The sequence below is a fragment of the Acidovorax sp. HDW3 genome, assembly GCF_011303755.1.
GTDB lineage: Bacteria > Pseudomonadota > Gammaproteobacteria > Burkholderiales > Burkholderiaceae_C > Paenacidovorax.
Genome location: NZ_CP049885.1, coordinates 1,529,614 through 1,547,513 on the forward strand (window position 1 = coordinate 1,529,614; position 17,900 = coordinate 1,547,513).

General features: G+C 64.5%; 19 protein-coding genes and 2 tRNA genes. 10 read left to right on the forward strand and 11 right to left on the reverse strand.

Annotated elements, in window-relative coordinates; translation table 11 throughout:
• The first annotated feature begins 19 nt into the window (after positions 1–19).
• From G7045_RS06845 to G7045_RS06885, 9 genes are all read left to right on the forward strand, one after another.
• Positions 20–706 (forward strand): Fe2+-dependent dioxygenase, encoded by a 687-nt coding sequence (locus G7045_RS06845; protein ID WP_166158946.1) that lies wholly within the window; start codon positions 20–22, stop codon positions 704–706.
• A gap of 81 nt (positions 707–787) precedes the next feature.
• Complete coding sequence (locus G7045_RS06850; protein ID WP_166158947.1) at positions 788–1,903, forward strand: alpha-hydroxy acid oxidase; 1,116 nt, start codon at positions 788–790, stop codon at positions 1,901–1,903.
• Between the two features lie 71 nt (positions 1,904–1,974).
• On the forward strand, positions 1,975–2,235 hold the full coding sequence (locus tag G7045_RS06855; protein ID WP_166158948.1) for a bacterioferritin-associated ferredoxin: 261 nt from the start codon (positions 1,975–1,977) through the stop codon (positions 2,233–2,235).
• Positions 2,236–2,365: 130 nt separating this feature from the next.
• Positions 2,366–3,055 carry an energy transducer TonB gene (locus G7045_RS06860; protein WP_166158949.1) on the forward strand — a complete coding sequence of 230 codons (690 nt, stop codon included), beginning with the start codon at positions 2,366–2,368 and terminating at the stop codon, positions 3,053–3,055.
• Between the two features lie 24 nt (positions 3,056–3,079).
• Positions 3,080–3,799 carry a MotA/TolQ/ExbB proton channel family protein gene (locus G7045_RS06865; protein ID WP_166158950.1) on the forward strand — a complete coding sequence of 240 codons (720 nt, stop codon included), beginning with the start codon at positions 3,080–3,082 and terminating at the stop codon, positions 3,797–3,799.
• A 3-nt stretch (positions 3,800–3,802) separates the two neighbouring features.
• Positions 3,803–4,210, forward strand: a complete 408-nt coding sequence (locus G7045_RS06870) for a biopolymer transporter ExbD (protein WP_166158951.1) — start codon at positions 3,803–3,805, stop codon at positions 4,208–4,210.
• Between the two features lie 136 nt (positions 4,211–4,346).
• Entirely contained in the window at positions 4,347–4,538 is a 192-nt protein-coding gene (gene hemP, locus G7045_RS06875) for a hemin uptake protein HemP (protein ID WP_166158952.1), read from the forward strand.
• A gap of 292 nt (positions 4,539–4,830) precedes the next feature.
• Entirely contained in the window at positions 4,831–6,375 is a 1,545-nt protein-coding gene (locus tag G7045_RS06880; protein ID WP_166160381.1) for a TerC family protein, read from the forward strand.
• 244 nt (positions 6,376–6,619) lie between these two features.
• Positions 6,620–7,612: an IS481 family transposase gene (locus tag G7045_RS06885; protein WP_166158953.1), complete on the forward strand. Its 993-nt coding sequence runs from the start codon at positions 6,620–6,622 to the stop codon at positions 7,610–7,612.
• Between the two features lie 16 nt (positions 7,613–7,628).
• Here G7045_RS06885 and G7045_RS06890 read toward each other — a convergent pair.
• The 11 genes from G7045_RS06890 to uvrB all read right to left on the reverse strand — a co-directional run bounded on the left by G7045_RS06890 (position 7,629) and on the right by uvrB (position 16,563).
• A tRNA-Val gene (locus G7045_RS06890) sits at positions 7,629–7,703 on the reverse strand.
• A 34-nt stretch (positions 7,704–7,737) separates the two neighbouring features.
• A tRNA-Val gene (locus G7045_RS06895) sits at positions 7,738–7,812 on the reverse strand.
• 40 nt (positions 7,813–7,852) lie between these two features.
• The gene (gene dnaQ, locus G7045_RS06900; RefSeq protein ID WP_166158954.1) at positions 7,853–8,572 is read right to left on the reverse strand and encodes a DNA polymerase III subunit epsilon; all 720 of its coding nucleotides are present in this window, start codon (positions 8,570–8,572) and stop codon (positions 7,853–7,855) included.
• A gap of 88 nt (positions 8,573–8,660) precedes the next feature.
• Entirely contained in the window at positions 8,661–8,999 is a 339-nt protein-coding gene (gene fdx / locus G7045_RS06905) for an ISC system 2Fe-2S type ferredoxin (RefSeq protein WP_166158955.1), read from the reverse strand.
• Between the two features lie 8 nt (positions 9,000–9,007).
• Positions 9,008–10,870: a Fe-S protein assembly chaperone HscA gene (gene hscA / locus G7045_RS06910; protein ID WP_166158956.1), complete on the reverse strand. Its 1,863-nt coding sequence runs from the start codon at positions 10,868–10,870 to the stop codon at positions 9,008–9,010.
• 32 nt (positions 10,871–10,902) lie between these two features.
• The gene (hscB, locus tag G7045_RS06915) at positions 10,903–11,430 is read right to left on the reverse strand and encodes a Fe-S protein assembly co-chaperone HscB (RefSeq protein WP_166158957.1); all 528 of its coding nucleotides are present in this window, start codon (positions 11,428–11,430) and stop codon (positions 10,903–10,905) included.
• A gap of 190 nt (positions 11,431–11,620) precedes the next feature.
• Entirely contained in the window at positions 11,621–11,944 is a 324-nt protein-coding gene (gene iscA / locus G7045_RS06920) for an iron-sulfur cluster assembly protein IscA (protein ID WP_166158958.1), read from the reverse strand.
• 5 nt (positions 11,945–11,949) lie between these two features.
• Positions 11,950–12,357, reverse strand: coding sequence for a Fe-S cluster assembly scaffold IscU (iscU, locus tag G7045_RS06925; protein ID WP_166158959.1), 408 nt, complete (start codon positions 12,355–12,357; stop codon positions 11,950–11,952).
• Positions 12,358–12,402: 45 nt separating this feature from the next.
• A complete protein-coding gene (locus tag G7045_RS06930; RefSeq protein ID WP_166158960.1) occupies positions 12,403–13,623 on the reverse strand; it encodes an IscS subfamily cysteine desulfurase in 1,221 nt (406 codons plus the stop codon).
• Positions 13,624–13,707: 84 nt separating this feature from the next.
• On the reverse strand, positions 13,708–14,244 hold the full coding sequence (iscR, locus tag G7045_RS06935; RefSeq protein WP_166158961.1) for a Fe-S cluster assembly transcriptional regulator IscR: 537 nt from the start codon (positions 14,242–14,244) through the stop codon (positions 13,708–13,710).
• Positions 14,245–14,493: 249 nt separating this feature from the next.
• On the reverse strand, positions 14,494–16,563 hold the full coding sequence (uvrB, locus tag G7045_RS06940) for an excinuclease ABC subunit UvrB (protein ID WP_166158962.1): 2,070 nt from the start codon (positions 16,561–16,563) through the stop codon (positions 14,494–14,496).
• 100 nt (positions 16,564–16,663) lie between these two features.
• Here uvrB and G7045_RS06945 point away from each other — a divergent pair, with 100 nt between their 5' ends.
• Entirely contained in the window at positions 16,664–17,860 is a 1,197-nt protein-coding gene (locus G7045_RS06945) for an amino acid aminotransferase (RefSeq protein ID WP_166158963.1), read from the forward strand.
• The last annotated feature ends 40 nt before the right edge of the window (positions 17,861–17,900 follow it).

Below are 17,900 nucleotides of genomic sequence, written 5' to 3' on the forward strand. Positions count from 1 at the left end.
CAAGAAAGGCCGCACCGCCATGCTGCTGCAAATCCCCGGCGTTCTGACGCCCGAAGAAGTCTCTCACGCCCGGGATCTGCTCCGGGATGCGCCCTGGCAGCATGGGCGCATCTCGGCCGGCGTGCAGGCGGTGCTGGCCAAGAACAACGAGCAACTGCCCGAAGGCTGCGCGCAGGCCGTGGCCCTGCGCCAGATCCTGCTGCGCGGGCTCGAACGCAGCGCGCTGTTTTTCTCCGCCGCGCTGCCCAAACACATCTCGCCGCCCATGTTCAACCGCTACGGCGGCAGCGCCAACACCTACGGCAACCACGTCGATAGCGCCGTGCGCTTTCTGCCCGAGGGCAAGGGCCGCGTGCGCACCGACGTCTCGTGCACCGTCTTCCTGGCCGAGCCCGAGGAGTACGACGGCGGCGAGCTGGTGATCGAGGACACCTACGGCAGCCAGCGCGTCAAGCTCGCCGCCGGCAGCATGGTGGTCTACCCCGGCACCAGCGTGCACCGCGTCGATCCCGTCACGCGCGGGCACCGGCTGGCGAGCTTTTTCTGGATCCAGAGCATGGTGCGCAGCGACGAGCAGCGCCGCCTGCTGTTCGACATGGACCAGCACCTGATCGCCCTGCGCCAGCAGGCGGGCGAGGCCGACCCGGCCATCGTCGGCCTCACCGGCAGCTACCACAACCTGCTGCGCATGTGGGCTGACGTTTGAACAGTCCTGCATATTTACTATCAAATTGATAGCTGCTCGCGCTTACCCACAAAGCGCTAGCAGCATTTTTTATCCCTAAAAATGCCCATCCCCGCCCTGCAAGCCCTGCCGCCCGGCGTCGTCAACCTGCAAGACCACGAGGACAGCGCACGCCAGCGCCTGGACGCCAACGCCTGGGCCTACTTTGCCGGCGGCGCGGGCGACGAGATCACGGTGCGTGCCAACCGCAGCGCCTGGGATGGCCTCACGCTCACGCCGCGCGTGCTGCGCCCCCTGGTGGGCGGGCACACGCGCTGCACCCTGCTCGGGCGCACGCTGGCGCACCCCATCGTGCTCGCGCCCGTGGCTTTTCAGCGCCTGGCCCACCCCGACGGCGAACTCGCCAGCGCCTACGCCGCCGCCATGCTCGGCGCCGGCCAGGTGCTGAGCACGCAGTCGAGCATCGCGCTGGCGACCATCGCCCAGGCCGTGCTGCCCGAGCCCACGCGCGGGCCGCTGTGGTTTCAGCTCTACCCGCAGCACGACCGGGGATTCACGCTGGAGCTGGTGCGCCGCGCCGAAGCCGCCGGCTACGAAGCCCTGGTACTGACGGCAGACGCCCCCGTCAGCGGCGCCCGCGACCGCGAACGCCGCGCCAACTTTCGCCTGCCGCCGGGCGTAGAGGCCGTCAACCTCGCCGGCCTGGCCCCGCCCCCGCCACGGGAGCTGGCGCCCGGCCAAAGCGCCCTGTTCGACGCCCTGCTGCACCAGGCCCCCACCTGGGATGACCTGGCCTGGCTGCAAACGCACACGCGCCTGCCGATCCTGCTCAAAGGCATCTTGCACCCCGACGATGCGCGCCTGGCCTGCGAACGGGGCGCAGCCGGCCTGATCTGCTCCAACCACGGCGGGCGCACGCTCGACACCGCCCCGGCTACGGCCCGCGTACTGGCAGGCATCGTCGCGGCCACCGAAGGGCGCGTGCCGGTGCTGGTCGATGGCGGTATCCGCCGGGGCACCGATGTGCTCAAGGCCCTGGCCCTGGGCGCCAGCGCCGTGCTGGTGGGCCGCCCCGTCGTCTGGGGGCTGGCCAATGCCGGCGCCGCCGGCGTGGCGCACGTGCTGCGCCTGCTGCGCGACGAGCTCGAAATCGCCATGGCCCTGACCGGCTGCCGCACCCTGGCCGACGCCGGCCCCTGGCTGCTCGATACCCAATGATTGCAAATGCGATGAATTCGCATTTATAATCTCAACATCGTTTTAACAGCCAGCCGCACCGGCCCGCCACCATGATCGTTTGTGTTTGCCGCCGCATCTCTGACCGCGAGATTGCCCGCCACGCCCGTGCTGGCATGAGCTTTGACGAGATTCAGTTTGAACTTGGCGTAGCCACGCAATGTGGCTGCTGCGAAAACAGCGCACGCGACGTGGTGGCCCAGTGCTGCGCCAGCCAGCCCATGGCCGCCCTGCGCAAAGAAGAAGTGCAGGCCGGCTGCTGCTCTGCACAAGGTGCCTCATGCCACTGCTCTCTAGCCTCGTTGCCAGTTTGATGGTCGTCCTCGGCTGCGCTTGGTGGGTTTTGCGCCCCTGAACGGGCTGCCCCCACCGGGCCACTAAACTCCCCCTCTTTGCACCGCCCGGGCTGCCCGCCTGGCGCCGCGCCGCCTGCCGCCCCTGCCTATGTCCTCCTCTGAACGATTCGCCCCGGCCCCGGGCCTGAGCCGCAACGCCGTTATCGCCCTGTCCGTCATCGCTCTGCACGCAACGGCTCTCTGGGCGCTGCAGTCGGGCCTGCTGCGCCGTGCGGCCGAAGTCATCGTCCCTGCCGAAGTACTCGCCGAATTCCTGGCGCCTCCCGCGCCCGAAATCCCCACGCCGCCACCGCCCGCACCGCCGCCGCCCCAACCCGCAGCGCGCCAGCCAGTGCAGCGGCGCGCGCCCATGCCGGTGGCCAAGCCCGACCCGGCCCCAGCGCCCAACGCCCCCGTGGCCGTGACCGAAGCCGTGGCCGCGCCGGTCAACGACGCCCCCGCCGTGGCTGCGCCCCCGGCCCCTCCCGCGCCGCCCGCGCCCCCGGCCCCGCCGCGCATCGAGCTGCCCAGCAGCAACGCGGCTTACCTGAACAACCCCAAGCCCAGCTACCCCGCCATCAGCCGCCGCATGGGCGAGCAAGGCAAGGTGGTGCTGCGTGTTTTCATCGACGCCGAGGGCCTGCCGCAGCAACTCGAAGTCAAGCAATCGAGCGGCTACGAGCGCCTGGATCAGCAAGCGCTCGACGCCGTGCGCCGCTGGCGCTTCGTACCCGGCAAGCGCAACGGCGTAGCCGAAGCCATGTGGAACATCGTGCCGATCAACTTCGTTCTCGAATAACTTTCATCTTTATCAGGAGTTCTCATGCAATCGCAATTCGGCCTCGCCAGCGTCTGGATCCAGGGCGACTTCGTCACCCGCACCGTGGCGCTGATCCTGCTCGCCATGTCGCTGGCATCCTGGATCGTCATCCTGATCAAGGCGCTGGACATCATCAAGTTCAAAAAACTCGCCCGCCAGTCGCAAGATTTCTGGCATAGCGAAGACTTTGCCGCCGGCCTGGACAAGCTCGGCCAGGATCCGAGCAACCCCTTTCGCCACCTGGCCCTGGAAGGGCGCGAAGCCACCCAGCACCATCGCAACACCAAGGCCCACCTGCACGACACGCTGGACGTGAGCGACTGGGTCACGCGCTGCCTGCGCAACTGCATCGACGAATTCACCGCCCGCCTGCAATCGGGCCTGGCCATCCTGGCCTCGGTCGGCTCCACCGCCCCCTTCATCGGCCTGTTCGGCACCGTCTGGGGCATCTACCACGCGCTCGTGGCCATTGGCGCCTCGGGCCAATCGACCATCGACAAGGTCGCCGGCCCGATTGGCGAGGCCCTGATCATGACCGCCCTGGGCCTGGCCGTGGCCATTCCGGCGGTGCTGGGCTACAACGCTCTGGTGCGCGGCAACAAGTTCATCTTGAACCGCCTCAACAGCTTTGCCCACGAGCTGCACGCCTACTTCGTCACCGGCGCGCGCATGGCCAGCAGCACCGAGACGGCCAAGGTGCTGCCGCTCAAGAAAGGGGCGTAAGCCATGGCGTTCGGAACCCAAGACGATGCCGACGAGGTCATGAACGAAATCAACATGACGCCCCTGGTGGACGTCATGCTGGTGCTGCTCATCATCTTCATCATCACCGTGCCGGTGATGAAACATTCGGTCGCAGTCGATCTGCCCAAGGCCAGCAACCAGCCCGAAGAAATCAAGCCCGAGACGGTACGCCTCTCGGTCGATGCCGAGGGCAACTACCACTGGAACGAATTCCACATCAGCGACGAAGAACTCGCCCCCCGCCTCGCCGCCGAGGCCGCCAAGGAGCCGCAGCCAGACCTGCACATTCGCGGCGACAAGAACGTGCGCTACGAGCGCGTGGCCCAGGCCATGGCTGCTGCGCAGCGCGCCGGGGTACGCAAGATTGGCTTCGTCACCGACCCCCAGTGAAGGCAACGCCAAAACGTAAAAATGCACCAGCCACCCGGAAATAAGGGGTGGCCCCTAAAAAAATCTACGTCGCCTCTTGTTTTAGTTATTGAGAATCGTTATCATTCACATGAACAATCGCACTGAGGGAGATTTCATGCAAGCAGCTCTGTCGAGCCCCCATCCGGCCACCTCCGCAGCCCCCGTACTGAGCGGTGTGCTGCCACCCACCGCTGCGGTGGACAGCCAGGCCCTGCTGCAAGGCCAAAAGGCCATCACCATCACGCACAACGGCGCGGTCTATCGCTTGCAGGCAACCAAGTTGGGCAAGCTGATTTTGACCAAGTAAGAATTTTTCGTATCGCTTTCATCGTGGGGCGACTCCGGCCTGTCTTCATGGGCCCAAGGGTCGTTTTTGCCAGCCAAGGGTTTTCCTTTTCCTGGTAGCCAGGCATTTTTTCCCACTGCGCAGTTTTTGCCACACACAACGAGCGGCAGCCAATTTCGGTATGATGCCGCCCTGCTATGGAACCTCCCTCCCGATGGCGCTTTACGGCGCCACTTCTCCCCTCCCCTCATCCCATCCCCCCCTCTAGCGGCGTGTGCCGCAGCCCAGGAGCCCTCCCATGGAAGGCTTGAGTCTGGCCTGGGTCACCGACCCAACGATTTGGATCGGCCTACTGACGCTGATCGTTCTTGAAATTGTCCTTGGGGTGGACAACCTGGTGTTCATCGCCATCCTGGCCGACAAGCTGCCACCCGCGCAGCGCGACCGCGCGCGGCTGATCGGCCTGGGCCTGGCGCTGCTCATGCGCCTGGTGCTGCTGTCCGTCATGTCCTGGCTGGTAACGCTGACTACCCCGCTGTTTTCGCTCTGGCGGCTGTCGTTCTCGGGGCGCGATTTAATTTTGCTCGTGGGCGGCCTATTCCTGCTGTTCAAAGCCACGAGTGAGCTGCATGAACGCCTCGAAGGCATAGAGCATTCGAGCAACGGCCAGCGCGCCTGGGCCAGCTTTGGCGTGGTGGTGGCGCAAATCGTGCTACTCGACGCCGTTTTCTCGCTCGATTCGGTCATTACCGCAGTCGGCATGGTCGATCACCTGGGCGTGATGATGGCCGCCGTCGTCATCGCCATGGGGGTGATGGTGCTGGCCTCCAAGCCATTGACCGCTTTCGTCAACGCCCACCCCACGGTCGTCGTGCTGTGCCTGAGCTTTTTGCTGATGATTGGCCTGAGCCTGCTGGCCGAAGGTCTGGGCTTTCACCTGCCCAAGGGCTATCTGTACGCGGCCATTGGCTTCTCGATCATGATCGAGTTCTTCAACCAATGGGCCAAACGCAACCTGCTGCGCAACCAGGCACGCATCCCCTTGCGCGAGCGCACGGCCAACTCCATCTTGCGCATGTTGGGCGGGCGCAGCGACCAGAACCATGCACCCCAGGAGCAAGGCAAGGCGCTGGAGCTACCCGCTTTTGGTCAACAAGAACGCCACATGGTCAGCGGCGTACTCTCGCTGGCCGAGCGCAGCGTGCAATCGGTGATGACACCGCGTGCCGACATCGAATGGCTCGATCTGGCCGAAGACCCGCAGGCGCTGCGCGCCCAACTGGTGCAGGCCAACCACGGCCTGTTCCCCGTGGCCCACGGCGAGCTCGATCGGATTGCGGGCATAGCACGGGCACGCGATCTGCTCGCTGACCTGCTGGCCCACGGCAAGATCGACCCAACCAACACCATGCGCCAGCCGCTGGTGGTACCGGCCTCGGTCAACGTCGTCAAGCTGGTCGAGCAAATGCGCAGCTCACGCGCGCCCATGGCGCTGGTGAGTGACGAATTCGGCTCCATCCTTGGCCTGGTCACACCGATTGACCTGCTCGAAGCCATTGCCGGCGAATTCCCCGAGGAAGGCGAATTGCCCGAAATCCAACCCCAGGCCGACGCCGGCCATTGGCTGGTCGATGGCCTGGCAGACCTGCACGCCCTCGAAGCCGCCACCGACGTCCACAGCCTGGCTGGCAACGACGACTACAGCACCCTCGCCGGCTTCTTGCTCGACCGCCTGGAGCAACTGCCACGCGAAGGCGAAGTGCTGGAGGTGGAAGGCCTGCGCTTTGAAGTGCTGCGCATGGACAAGCACCGCATTGCCCTGGTGGATGTGCGCCGCACCACAGCCCCAGCGCTGTAATCGCCGGGGTACTGCGGTTAAATTTTGCAGTCAAACTCCCCCATAACAGCCGCACGGCAAAAATCCAGCAATAAAAAATGTCCGGTGTCAAGATTTTTTGGGAAAGTCCAATGACCCGGAAAGCTAAGCAGGACGCTAGGTGTCCCATCTCGTGTGATCATATACCCCACAGGAGTTGGGCATTCTTCCAAGCAAGAGAGGTAATGCGCAACGTGGTGGAATCCTTCAAACAGGAGCAATCGACATGAGCCAAGTGCACGCGCAAGCACGAACCACACCGCGTACGAGAGCCGAGATTAAAGCTTCGTCAGCATCGATTGCAGAACTGGCCGATCGCTACAACATCAACCGTGCGACAGCACGCAAATGGAAGCACCGAGACAGCCCGGATGATCTCTCGCACCGTCCGCACACGCTGCATACCACGCTCTCGCCCGTGCAGGAAGCCATCGCTGTGGAGCTGCGCCGCCTGCTGTTTTTGCCCCTGGATGACCTGCTGGCGGTGGTGCGAGAGTTTGTGAACCCGCAGGTCTCCCGTGCAGGTCTGGATCGTTGCTTGCGCCGCCACGGTGTCTCCAGTTTGCGTGAACTTCAGGCCCAGGCCCAGGCCGACGCAGGCACTGCTGACAAGCCCGTCAAGACCTTCAAGGACTATGAACCAGGCTTTGTGCATGTGGACATCAAATACCTGCCGCAGATGCCCGACGAGCGCCAGCGGCGCTATCTGTTCGTGGCCATAGACCGGGCAACGCGCTGGGTGTTCATGCACATCTATGCCGACCAGAGCGAGGACTCCAGCGTGGACTTCCTGGAGCGTCTGGAGCGTGCAGCACCCATGAAGATCGTCAAACTACTCACCGACAACGGCAGTCAGTTCACGGATCGGTTCACGAACAAAAAACGCGAACCCAGCGGGCGGCACAAGTTCGATATGCGCTGCAAGGCGTTGGGCATTGAGCACCGGCTGTGTCCGCCGCGTCACCCGCAGACCAACGGCATGGTGGAGCGTTTCAACGGGCGTATCAGCGAAATCGTCAGGCAAACGCGCTTTGCATCCGCAGCGCAGCTGGAGGCAACGTTGATGAACTACCTCCAGACCTACAACCACCACATTCCACAGCGTGCACTCAAGCACGTTTCACCCGTTCAGGCATTGAAGGATTGGTATGCAAAAAAACCGGAATTGTTCAAGAAGCGTGTTTACAAACAGGCGGGACTTGACATGCCAAGCCCTTGATCTGGTTGTGCAATTTTGGTGGGTGATGCAGGGTTTGAACCTGCGACCCCTGCCGTGTGAAGGCAGTGCTCTACCGCTGAGCTAATCACCCAAAACTACAGGCACGCACCTGCAGTTTAAAAAACTGGTGGGTGATGCAGGGTTTGAACCTGCGACCCCTGCCGTGTGAAGGCAGTGCTCTACCGCTGAGCTAATCACCCGAGTCGTCGTTGCGACAGCCCGCAATTATGGCACAGCTTTTTACCCGCCTTCGGCAACACGCCAAATTGTTTTGCCACCGCTGGCCTTATCCAGCTGTGCCAGCAGCTCCTCGTGCGCCGCCAGCTCGTGTGCATTGGCGTGCAGCACGGGCAAGGCAAAACCGCTCAGGTCGATGGCCGGGGTGTTGGCCGCGCCGGGGTGGCTGGCGTTGCCGGGCTCGTCGTCGGCGATGAGCGCGTCCTGGCCGCGCGTGAGGTTGATGTAAACGTCGGCCAGCAGCTCGGCGTCGAGCAAGGCGCCGTGCAGCTGGCGGCCGGAGTTGTCCACGCCCAGGCGCGAGCACAGGCCGTTGAGCGAGTTGTTCTTGCCCGGGAACATCTCCTTGGCCATGGCCAGGGTGTCGATGATGCCGCTGACGTAGCTCGACAGCGGCGCCCGGCCCAGGCGCGCGAGCTCTTTGTCGAAGAAGCCGACGTCGAACGCGGCGTTGTGGATGACGAGCTCGGCGCCCTGCATGTAGGCCAGCACCTCATCCACAACGTCCGCAAACTTGGGTTTGTCGCGCAGGAACTCGGTCGTCAGGCCGTGCACGCGCAGCGCGTCGGGGTGGCTCTCGCGCTCGGGGTTGAGGTACAGGTGCAGGTTGTTGCCAGTGAGCTTGCGCGCCAGCAGCTCGACGCAGCCGAGCTCGATGATGCGGTCGCCGTTTTCGGCCGAGAGGCCGGTGGTTTCGGTGTCGAAAACGATCTGGCGCGTCATGCGTGCCCCCACGCTTGGCGCTTTGCGTCGTCGCTGACGCCCAAGGGCGCGCGCGCTTGTTGCTTGGGGTGGCCCGGCGCTGCGTTCATCAGTGGTTTTCCTTGGCGTGGTTGATGGTGTATTTGGGGATTTCCACCGTCAGGTCTTGCTGCGCCAGGATGGCCTGGCAGGACAGGCGCGACTGCGGCGTCAGGCCCCAGGCGCGGTCGAGCAGGTCTTCTTCCTCTTCCTCGGCTTCGTTGAGCGACTGCAGGCCGGCGCGCACGATGACGTGGCAGGTGGTGCAGGCGCAGCTCATGTCGCAGGCGTGCTCAATCTTGATGCCGTTGTCGAGCAGCGCTTCGCAGATGCTGGTGCCAGCGGGGGCGGTGATTTGCGCGCCCTCGGGGCAGTGTTCGGCGTGGGGCAGGATTTTGATGATGGGCATGGCAAAAATTAGAGGGCGTTAACGCTCTGGCCGGCCAGGGCTTGCTGTATGCCCCGGTTCATGCGCTCGGCGGCAAAGGCTTCGGTGCCCCGGGCCAGGGCTTCGGTGGCGGCTTCGATGGCGGTGGCATCGCTGGCGGCGCGCTGCGTTTGCAGCTGGCCGAGCAGTGCGTCGATGGCGCTGCGCTCGGGGGCGGAGAGCAAATCGCCGTCGGCGGCCAGGGCGCTGTGCGTGGCCAGGATCATGCGGTCGGCATCGACGCGGGCCTCGACCAGCGCGCGCGCCTGCATGTCTTGCTGCGCGGTGGCAAAGCCTTCTTGCAGCATGTGGGCGATCTGCGCGTCCGACAGGCCGTAGCTGGGCTTGACGGCAATGTGCGCCTGCACGCCGCTGGTTTGCTCCTCGGCGCTGACGGCGAGCAGCCCGTCGGCATCGACGGTGAAGGTGACGCGAATGCGCGCCGCGCCGGCCGCCATGGGCGGGATGCCGCGCAGCTCAAAGCGCGCCAGACTGCGGCAGTCCTGCACCAGGTCGCGCTCGCCCTGCACCACGTGCAGGGCGAGCGCGGTCTGGCCATCCTGGTAGGTGGTGAAGTCTTGCGCGCGCGCCGTGGGAATGGTTTCGTTGCGCGCCACGATGCGCTCGACCAGACCGCCCATGGTTTCGATGCCGAGCGAGAGCGGGATGACGTCGAGCAGCAGCAGATCGCCCGCTGCGTCGTTGCCGGCGAGCTGGTTGGCCTGGATGGCGGCGCCCAGGGCCACGACCTCGTCGGGGTTGAGGTTGGTCAGTGGTGCGCGGCCAAAGAACTCGCCCACAGCTTGCTGAATCTGCGGCATCCGCGTCGAGCCGCCGACCAGCACCACGCCCTGCACCTCATCGGGGCGCAGGCCGGCGTCGCGCAGGGCGCGGCGCACCGCCGCGAGCGAGCGGGCGGTGAGTGCGGCGGTGACGCGATCAAAGTCTTGCCTTGTGAGGCCGAAATCGACGTTTACGCCCGCCAGGCAAGCGCGATACGCTACATTTTCTGTAGCAGTCAGGGCTTCTTTGCAGGCCCGGGCAGCCAAACGTGCAGCGGCCTTGTCGCTGGCGCTGTGCAGCTCCAAGCCCTGCTGCTGCAGCACCCAGTCGGCCAGGGCGGCATCGTAGTCGTCGCCGCCCAGGGCCGAATCGCCGCCGGTGGCGATGACTTCAAACACGCCCTGCGTCAGCCGCAGGATGGAGATGTCGAAGGTGCCGCCGCCCAGGTCGTACACGGCGTAAATGCCCTCGCTGGCGTTGTCCAGGCCGTAGGCGATGGCCGCAGCCGTGGGCTCGTTGATGAGGCGCAGCAGCTCAATGCCAGCCAGGCGCGCTGCGTCCTTGGTGGCCTGGCGCTGGGCGTCGTCGAAATAAGCCGGCACGGTGATGACGGCGCCGTAGATATCGCTGTCAAAGCTGTCTTCGGCGCGCTGGCGCAGGCGGGCCAGGATCTCGGCGCTGACCTCGACCGGGGATTTGACGCCGTCGGCCGTGGCCAGGCCGACCATGCCGCCATTTTCGGGCTGGACGAAGTCGTAGGGCAGCTGCGCGGCGCCGGCAACGTCGGCCAGGCTGCGGCCCATGAAGCGCTTGGCCGAGGCGATGGTGTTGCACGCATCCTGCGCCTGCGCGGCGGCGGCGGCGTGGCCGACCTCGCGCCCGCCACCGGCCAGGTAGCGCACCACCGAGGGCAGCAGCACGCGCCCCTGGGCGTCGGGCAGGCATTCGGCAGCGCCGCTTTTGACGGCGGCAACCAGCGAGTGCGTGGTGCCCAGGTCGATGCCGACGGCAATGCGCCGCTGGTGCGGGTCGGGGGACTGGCCGGGTTCGGAGATCTGCAAAAGCGCCATGGGTGCAATCAAACGGTGTTCAGGTCAACCCGCTATTGTCCCAGTTGCTCTTGGCGCTTTCGTAGCTCCTGCACAAATCGCGCAAGAAACATGAGGGCTCTGACCTGCTGCGCGGCCCCCGCCCAATCCTGCGCCTGGTCCAAGAGCTGCGCACACTGCGCCAGCGTGGCGGCCTGGGCCTGCTGCACCTCGCGTTCGAGGGCGTCAAGGGCCGGGGCGTCGCCGGCATCCGCCGCGTCGTCCAGCGCTTCGCGCCACTGCATTTGCTGCAGCAAAAAGGCCGCCGGCATGGCGGTGTTGTCCTCGGCACGCAGCGGCGCGCCGTGCAGCTCGCACAGGTAGGCGGCGCGCTTTTGCGGGTCTTTGAGGCGCTGGTAGGCCTCGTTGATGCGCACCGACCACTGCATGGCCACGCGCTGCGCGGCCGCGCCCTGGGCGGCAAAGCGGTCGGGGTGGGCCTGGCGCTGCAGCTCTTTCCAGCGCAGGTCGATCTGCGCGCGCTCCTGCGCAAAGCGCCGGGGCAGGCCAAAGAGTTCAAAGTCGTCGGATTGCAAATGCATGGAGCACTATCAATAAAGGAGCTGCTTGCGCTTGTCTGGCAATGGTTTCAGTGGTTATTTATGCCCAAACCATTACCAATCAAGCGCTACCAGCTATTGTTTTTATAGTCCCCTACCCGCTCGCAGGGCACAAAAAAACCGCCAGCCGGGGACAGGGGTGGCGGTCGGGGCCGGGCTGGGCCGGCGGCGGTCAGACCCGAAAGCTCTCGCCGCAGCCGCAGCGGTCGCGTTCGTTCGGGTTGTTGAACTTGAAGCCTTCGTTGAGTCCTTCGCGCACGAAGTCGAGCTCGGTGCCGTCGATATAGGCCAGGCTCTTGGGGTCGATCAGCACCTTGACGCCGTGGTTCTCAAACACGAGGTCTTCGGGCGCGGCCTCATCGACGTATTCGAGCTTGTAGGCCAGGCCCGAGCAGCCCGAGGTCTTGACCCCCAGGCGCACGCCCAGGCCCTTGCCACGCTTGGCCAGGTAGCGCGAAACGTAGCGCGCAGCGGCTTCGGTCAGCGTGATGGCCATGGCGCTCAGGCCGCCTCGGCCACGGCTGCGGCTTCGTGCTTGGCTTTGTAGTCCTTGACGGCGGCCTTGATCGCGTCTTCGGCCAGGATGGAGCAGTGCACCTTCACCGGCGGCAGGGCAAGTTCTTCGGCGATCTGGCTGTTCTTGAGCGCGGCGGCTTCGTCCAGCGTCTTGCCCTTGACCCATTCGGTCACCAGCGACGACGAGGCGATGGCCGAGCCGCAACCATAGGTCTTGAAGCGCGCATCCTCGATCACGCCCGTTTGCGGGTTGACCTTGATTTGCAGCTTCATCACGTCGCCGCAGGCGGGCGCGCCCACCATGCCGGTGCCCACCGAGTCGTCGCCCTTGTCGAAGGAGCCGACGTTGCGCGGGTTTTCGTAGTGGTCAATGACCTTGTCGGAGTAAGCCATGGAAAGAAATCCTCTTGCAGTTCGTGAAATCGCGGCCGGCGGCCCTCAGTGCGCGGCCCATTCGATGGTGCTCAGATCGACGCCGTCTTTGTACATTTCCCACAGCGGCGAGAGTTCGCGCAGGCGCGCCACGTTGTCGCGGATGGTGGCGATGGCGTAGTCGATCTCTTCTTCGGTGGTGAAGCGCCCAATCGTCATGCGCAGGCTGCTGTGCGCCAGCTCGTCGCTGCGGCCCAGGGCGCGCAGCACGTAGCTCGGCTCCAGGCTGGCCGAGGTGCAGGCCGAGCCGCTGGAGACCGCCAGGCCCTTGATGCCCATGATGAGCGATTCGCCTTCGACGTAGTTGAAGCTGATGTTCAGGTTCTGCGGCACGCGGCGCGCGGGCTCCATGCTGCCGTTGATGAACACCTGCTCGATGTCTTTGAGGCCGTCGAGCAGGCGCTGCTGCAGCGCGCGCGCCTTGGCGTTGACCTCGTCCATCTCGGCCTCAATGATGCGAAACGCCTCGCCCATGCCCACGATCTGGTGCGTGGGCAGCGTGCCCGAGCGCATCCCGCGCTCGTGGCCGCCGCCGTGCATTTGCGCCTCCAGGCGCACGCGGGGTTTGCGGCGCACATAGAGCGCGCCCACGCCCTTGGGGCCGTAGGTTTTGTGCGCCGTCAGGCTCATCAGGTCGATTGGCAGCTTTTGCATGTCGATGGCCACGCGGCCCGTGGCCTGGGCGGCATCGACGTGCAGCAAGATGCCCTTTTCGCGGCAGAGCGCACCGATGGCCGGGATGTCCTGGATGACGCCAATTTCGTTGTTCACGAACAGCACGCTTGCCAGGATGGTGTCCGGGCGCAGCGCGGCCTCGAAGGCGGCCAGGTCGAGCAGACCGTCGCTTTGCACGTCGAGGTACGTGACCTCGAAGCCCTGGCGTTCGAGCTCGCGCATGGTGTCGAGCGTGGCCTTGTGCTCAGTCTTGAGGGTGATAAGGTGCTTGCCCTTGCCCTGGTAGAAATGCGCCGCACCCTTCAAGGCCAGGTTGGTGGACTCGGTGGCGCCGCTGGTCCAGACGATTTCGCGCGGGTCGGCGCCAATCAGGCTGGCGACCTGGCCCCGGGCTTTTTCGATGGCCTCCTCGGCCTCCCAGCCCCAGGCGTGGCTGCGCGAGGCGGCGTTGCCGAAATGCTCGCGCAGCCAGGGAATCATGGCGTCCACCACGCGCGGATCCACCGGGGTGGTGGCGCCGTAGTCAAGATAAATCGGGAAATGCGGGGTCATGTCAGTGGCTGGCTCGGTTGCGCGAGCTGGCAAAAAGGCAAACGATCAAAAAAGGCGCATAAAAGCGCCGGCAAACGCGCAGGTTTACAGCTTGGCAAAGGCATTGCCCAGGGCAAACACCGAGTTGGGCGCATTCACGCGGATGGGTTTGACCACCGGTTGGGTGGAAATGGCACGGCGCACCACGGGCTTGTCCTCGATCTGGATGCCTTTGGCGAGCTGCTCATCGACGAGTTTTTGCAAGGTGACGGAGTCCAAGAACTCCACCATGCGCTGGTTCAGCGCCGACCACAGGTCGTGCGTCATGCAGCGGCCCGATTCGCCCAGGCAGTTTTCCTTGCCGCCGCACTGGGTGGCGTCGATGGGTTCATCGACCGAGACGATGATGTCGGCTACGGTGATGTCGCCCGCCTTGCGCGCCAGGGTGTAGCCGCCGCCGGGGCCACGGGTGGACTCCACCAGCTCGTGGCGGCGCAGCTTGCCAAAGAGCTGCTCCAGGTAGGACAGGGAAATTTGCTGGCGCTGGCTGATGGCCGCCAAGGTAACGGGGCCGTTGTTCTGGCGCAGGGCCAGGTCGATCATGGCGGTGACCGCAAAACGGCCTTTGGTGGTGAGACGCATCGTGAGCTCCTCGGGTCAGGATTGGTAGTTATGGGAAATGCCGTGCACGCCCGGGTGAAGGCCGCACCGCACTGTCTCGCCCTTTGTTTCGCGCCGGGTGAGGCGCGACTCCCTTCATAATGGGCTGTTTTGTTGACTGTTTTGTGGGAGTATAACACCTATTCCCTAGTATTTTTGTCGGGTAAATTGTCTGCGCCTGGTCAAACAATCCCCCCAAAAGCGTCGCCCCCACGCATCACACACGATACGTTACAAGCTGCCATGGGCGCCAAAAGCGCGCTCCTTGAGCAAAGCCAACTGATCGCGCACCTGCGCCGCCTGTTCAAACTCCAGGTTGCGCGCATGTTCAAGCATGAGTTTCTCCAGGCGCTTGATCTCGCGCCCCATGTCTTTTTCCGGCATTTCTTCCACGCGGGCACGCTGCAGCGCCTCTTGCGCCAGGCGTTCAGCATCTTTGCCGGCCTTGTCGCTATAGACACCATCAATCAGGTCTTTCACCTGCTTGACAATGGCGCGCGGAGCAATTCCTTGTGCCTGGTTGTGCGCCAGCTGCTTGAGCCGCCGGCGCTCGGTCTCGCCAATGGCTTTTTTCATGGACTCGGTATGGCGGTCGGCATACAAGATCGCCTTGCCGTGCAGGTTGCGCGCCGCCCGGCCTATGGTCTGGATCAGGCTGCGCTCGGCGCGCAAAAAGCCTTCTTTGTCGGCATCCAAAATGGCCACCAGCGAGACTTCGGGGATATCGAGGCCCTCGCGCAGCAGGTTGATGCCCACCAGCACGTCAAACATGCCCAGGCGCAGGTCGCGGATGATCTCCACGCGCTCGACCGTCTCCACATCGCTGTGCAGATAGCGCACCTTGACGCCGTTGTCCGCCAGGTAATCGGTCAGCTGCTCGGCCATGCGCTTGGTGAGCGTGGTGATGAGCACACGCTCCCCGGCCAGCACGCGCAGGCGGATTTCGTGCAGCACGTCATCGACCTGGCTGCTGGCCGGGCGCACTTCAATTTCCGGATCGACCAGCCCCGTGGGCCGCACCACCTGCTCCACCACCTGGCCGGCGTGCTGCTTTTCATAATCGGCCGGCGTGGCCGAGACAAAAATCACCTGGCGCATCCGCTGCTCGAACTCGGCAAACTTCAGGGGCCGGTTGTCCAGCGCCGACGGCAGGCGAAAGCCATAGTCCACCAGCGTGGTCTTGCGCGAGCGGTCACCGTTGTACATGGCGTTGAGCTGGCCGATCATCTGGTGGCTCTCGTCCAAAAACATCAGCGCATCTGGCGGCAAATAATCCGTCAACGTCGAAGGCGGCTCGCCCGGCGCCGCGCCCGAGAGGTGGCGCGAGTAGTTCTCGATGCCCTTGCAGTGCCCGACTTCGCTCAGCATCTCCAGGTCAAAGCGCGTGCGCTGCGCCAGGCGCTGGGCCTCGACCAGCTTGCCCTCGCGCTCAAAAAATTCCAGACGCTGGCGCAGCTCCTCCTTGATGGTTTCCACCGCCGCCAGCACCTGGTCGCGTGGCGTGACGTAGTGGCTGCTGGGATAGACGGTGAAGCGCAGGATTTTTTGCGCAATGCGGCCCGTGAGCGGGTCGAACAACTGCAGGCTCTCGACCTCGTCGTCGAACAGCTCGATGCGCAGCGCCAGCTCCGAATGCTCGGCCGGAAAGACGTCGATGGTGTCGCCGCGCACGCGGAATTTGCCGCGCGTGAACTCGGTGTCGTTGCGCTGGTACTGCATACGCACCAACTGCGCAATCGCCTCGCGCTGGCCCAGCTTGTCGCCCGCGCGCAGCAGCATCACCATGCGGTGGTAGCTCTCGGGGTTGCCAATGCCGTAAATGGCCGACACGGTGGCGACGATGACCACGTCGCGCCGCTCCAAAAGGCTCTTGGTGCAGCTCAAACGCATCTGCTCGATGTGCTCGTTGATGGCGCTGTCCTTCTCGATGAACAGGTCGCGCTGCGGCACGTAGGCTTCGGGCTGGTAGTAGTCGTAGTAGCTGACGAAATACTCCACCGCATTCTTGGGGAAGAACTCGCGGAATTCCGAATACAGCTGCGCCGCCAGCGTTTTATTCGGCGCAAAGACAATGGCCGGGCGCCCCAGCTGCGCGATCACGTTCGCCATGGTGAAGGTCTTGCCCGAGCCGGTGACGCCCAACAGCGTCTGGAACACCTCGCCGTTCTCCACGCCTTCCACCAACTGGGCAATGGCTGTCGGCTGGTCGCCCGCTGGCAGATAAGGCTGGAACAAGGAAAACGGCGAGTCGGGGTAATCCACAAACGCGCCCGCCGTGGGCGGTATTGCATCGTTTTGCATGGTGTGATGTGCAGCTGGCATGGGGCGGGGTCGCTAAAATCGCAGGCTGGCCTGAGCCTAACCGCTTTCCCCTTTCTTCTCAGAACCCTCAAGGACGACCATGTCTCTGTTCTCCGCCGTCGAAATGGCCCCCCGCGACCCCATCCTGGGTCTGAACGAGCAATTCAACGCCGACACCAACCCCGCCAAGGTCAACCTCGGCGTGGGCGTGTACTTCGACGACAACGGCAAGCTGCCCCTGCTGGCCTGCGTGCAAGCCGCTGAAAAAGCCATGATGGACAAGCCCGCCGCACGCGGCTACCTGCCCATCGACGGCATCGTCGCCTACGACAACGCCGTCAAGGCGCTGGTGTTTGGCGCTGAATCCGACGTGGTGCAGGCCGGGCGCGTCTCCACCGTGCAGGCCATTGGCGGCACGGGCGGCCTGAAGATTGGCGCCGACTTCCTGAAGAAAATCAGCCCCACGGCCAAGGTGCTGATCTCTGACCCGAGCTGGGAAAACCACCGCGCCATCTTCCAGAACGCCGGTTTTGAAGTCGGCAGCTACCGCTACTACGACGCCGCCACGCGCTCGGTCAACTTCGACGGCATGTTGGCCGACCTGAACGCTGCCGCCCCCGGCACCATCGTCGTGCTGCACGCCTGCTGCCACAACCCCACGGGCTACGACATCACGCCCGCGCAGTGGGAGCAGGTGATTGCCGCCGTCAAGGCCAAGGGCCTGACCGCCTTCCTCGACATGGCTTACCAGGGCTTTGGCCACGGCATTACCGAAGACGGCGCGGTGATTGGCAAATTCGTCGCCGCCGGCCTGAACATCTTCGTTTCCACCAGCTTCTCCAAGAGCTTCAGCCTCTACGGCGAGCGCGTGGGCGCGCTGTCCGTCGTCGCCAACGACAAGGAAGAAGCCGCGCGCGTGCTCAGCCAGCTCAAAATCGTCATCCGCACCAACTACAGCAACCCGCCCACGCACGGCGGCGCAGTGGTGGCTGCGGTGCTGAACAACCCCGAGCTGCGCGCCCTGTGGGAAAAAGAGCTGGGCGAGATGCGCGTGCGCATCAAGGCCATGCGCCAAAAGCTGGTCGATGGCCTCAAGGCCGCTGGCGTGCAGCAGGATATGTCGTTCATCACCACGCAGATCGGCATGTTCAGCTACTCGGGCCTGTCGAAAGACCAAATGGTGCGCCTGCGCAGCGAGTTTGGCGTCTATGGCACGGATACCGGTCGCATGTGCGTGGCCGCGCTCAACAGCAAGAACATCGACTACGTCTGCCAGGCGATTGCCAAGGTGATGTAAGCCTGCCATTCGCAGCCACAATAAAACCGCCCGCAAGCCC

What these genes read in the sequence shown, in the direction of transcription:
- G7045_RS06845 (WP_166158946.1), top strand. Translation starts at nt 20, where the DNA reads ATGCTGCTGCAAATCCCCGGCGTTCTGACGCCCGAAGAAGTCTCTCAC.
- G7045_RS06850 (WP_166158947.1), top strand. Translation starts at nt 788, where the DNA reads ATGCCCATCCCCGCCCTGCAAGCCCTGCCGCCCGGCGTCGTCAACCTG.
- G7045_RS06855 (WP_166158948.1), top strand. Translation starts at nt 1,975, where the DNA reads ATGATCGTTTGTGTTTGCCGCCGCATCTCTGACCGCGAGATTGCCCGC.
- G7045_RS06860 (WP_166158949.1), top strand. Translation starts at nt 2,366, where the DNA reads ATGTCCTCCTCTGAACGATTCGCCCCGGCCCCGGGCCTGAGCCGCAAC.
- G7045_RS06865 (WP_166158950.1), top strand. Translation starts at nt 3,080, where the DNA reads ATGCAATCGCAATTCGGCCTCGCCAGCGTCTGGATCCAGGGCGACTTC.
- G7045_RS06870 (WP_166158951.1), top strand. Translation starts at nt 3,803, where the DNA reads ATGGCGTTCGGAACCCAAGACGATGCCGACGAGGTCATGAACGAAATC.
- hemP (WP_166158952.1), top strand. Translation starts at nt 4,347, where the DNA reads ATGCAAGCAGCTCTGTCGAGCCCCCATCCGGCCACCTCCGCAGCCCCC.
- G7045_RS06885 (WP_166158953.1), top strand. Translation starts at nt 6,620, where the DNA reads ATGAGCCAAGTGCACGCGCAAGCACGAACCACACCGCGTACGAGAGCC.
- dnaQ (WP_166158954.1), bottom strand. Translation starts at nt 8,572, where the DNA reads ATGACGCGCCAGATCGTTTTCGACACCGAAACCACCGGCCTCTCGGCC.
- fdx (WP_166158955.1), bottom strand. Translation starts at nt 8,999, where the DNA reads ATGCCCATCATCAAAATCCTGCCCCACGCCGAACACTGCCCCGAGGGC.
- hscA (WP_166158956.1), bottom strand. Translation starts at nt 10,870, where the DNA reads ATGGCGCTTTTGCAGATCTCCGAACCCGGCCAGTCCCCCGACCCGCAC.
- hscB (WP_166158957.1), bottom strand. Translation starts at nt 11,430, where the DNA reads ATGCATTTGCAATCCGACGACTTTGAACTCTTTGGCCTGCCCCGGCGC.
- iscA (WP_166158958.1), bottom strand. Translation starts at nt 11,944, where the DNA reads ATGGCCATCACGCTGACCGAAGCCGCTGCGCGCTACGTTTCGCGCTAC.
- iscU (WP_166158959.1), bottom strand. Translation starts at nt 12,357, where the DNA reads ATGGCTTACTCCGACAAGGTCATTGACCACTACGAAAACCCGCGCAAC.
- G7045_RS06930 (WP_166158960.1), bottom strand. Translation starts at nt 13,623, where the DNA reads ATGACCCCGCATTTCCCGATTTATCTTGACTACGGCGCCACCACCCCG.
- iscR (WP_166158961.1), bottom strand. Translation starts at nt 14,244, where the DNA reads ATGCGTCTCACCACCAAAGGCCGTTTTGCGGTCACCGCCATGATCGAC.
- uvrB (WP_166158962.1), bottom strand. Translation starts at nt 16,563, where the DNA reads ATGCAAAACGATGCAATACCGCCCACGGCGGGCGCGTTTGTGGATTAC.
- G7045_RS06945 (WP_166158963.1), top strand. Translation starts at nt 16,664, where the DNA reads ATGTCTCTGTTCTCCGCCGTCGAAATGGCCCCCCGCGACCCCATCCTG.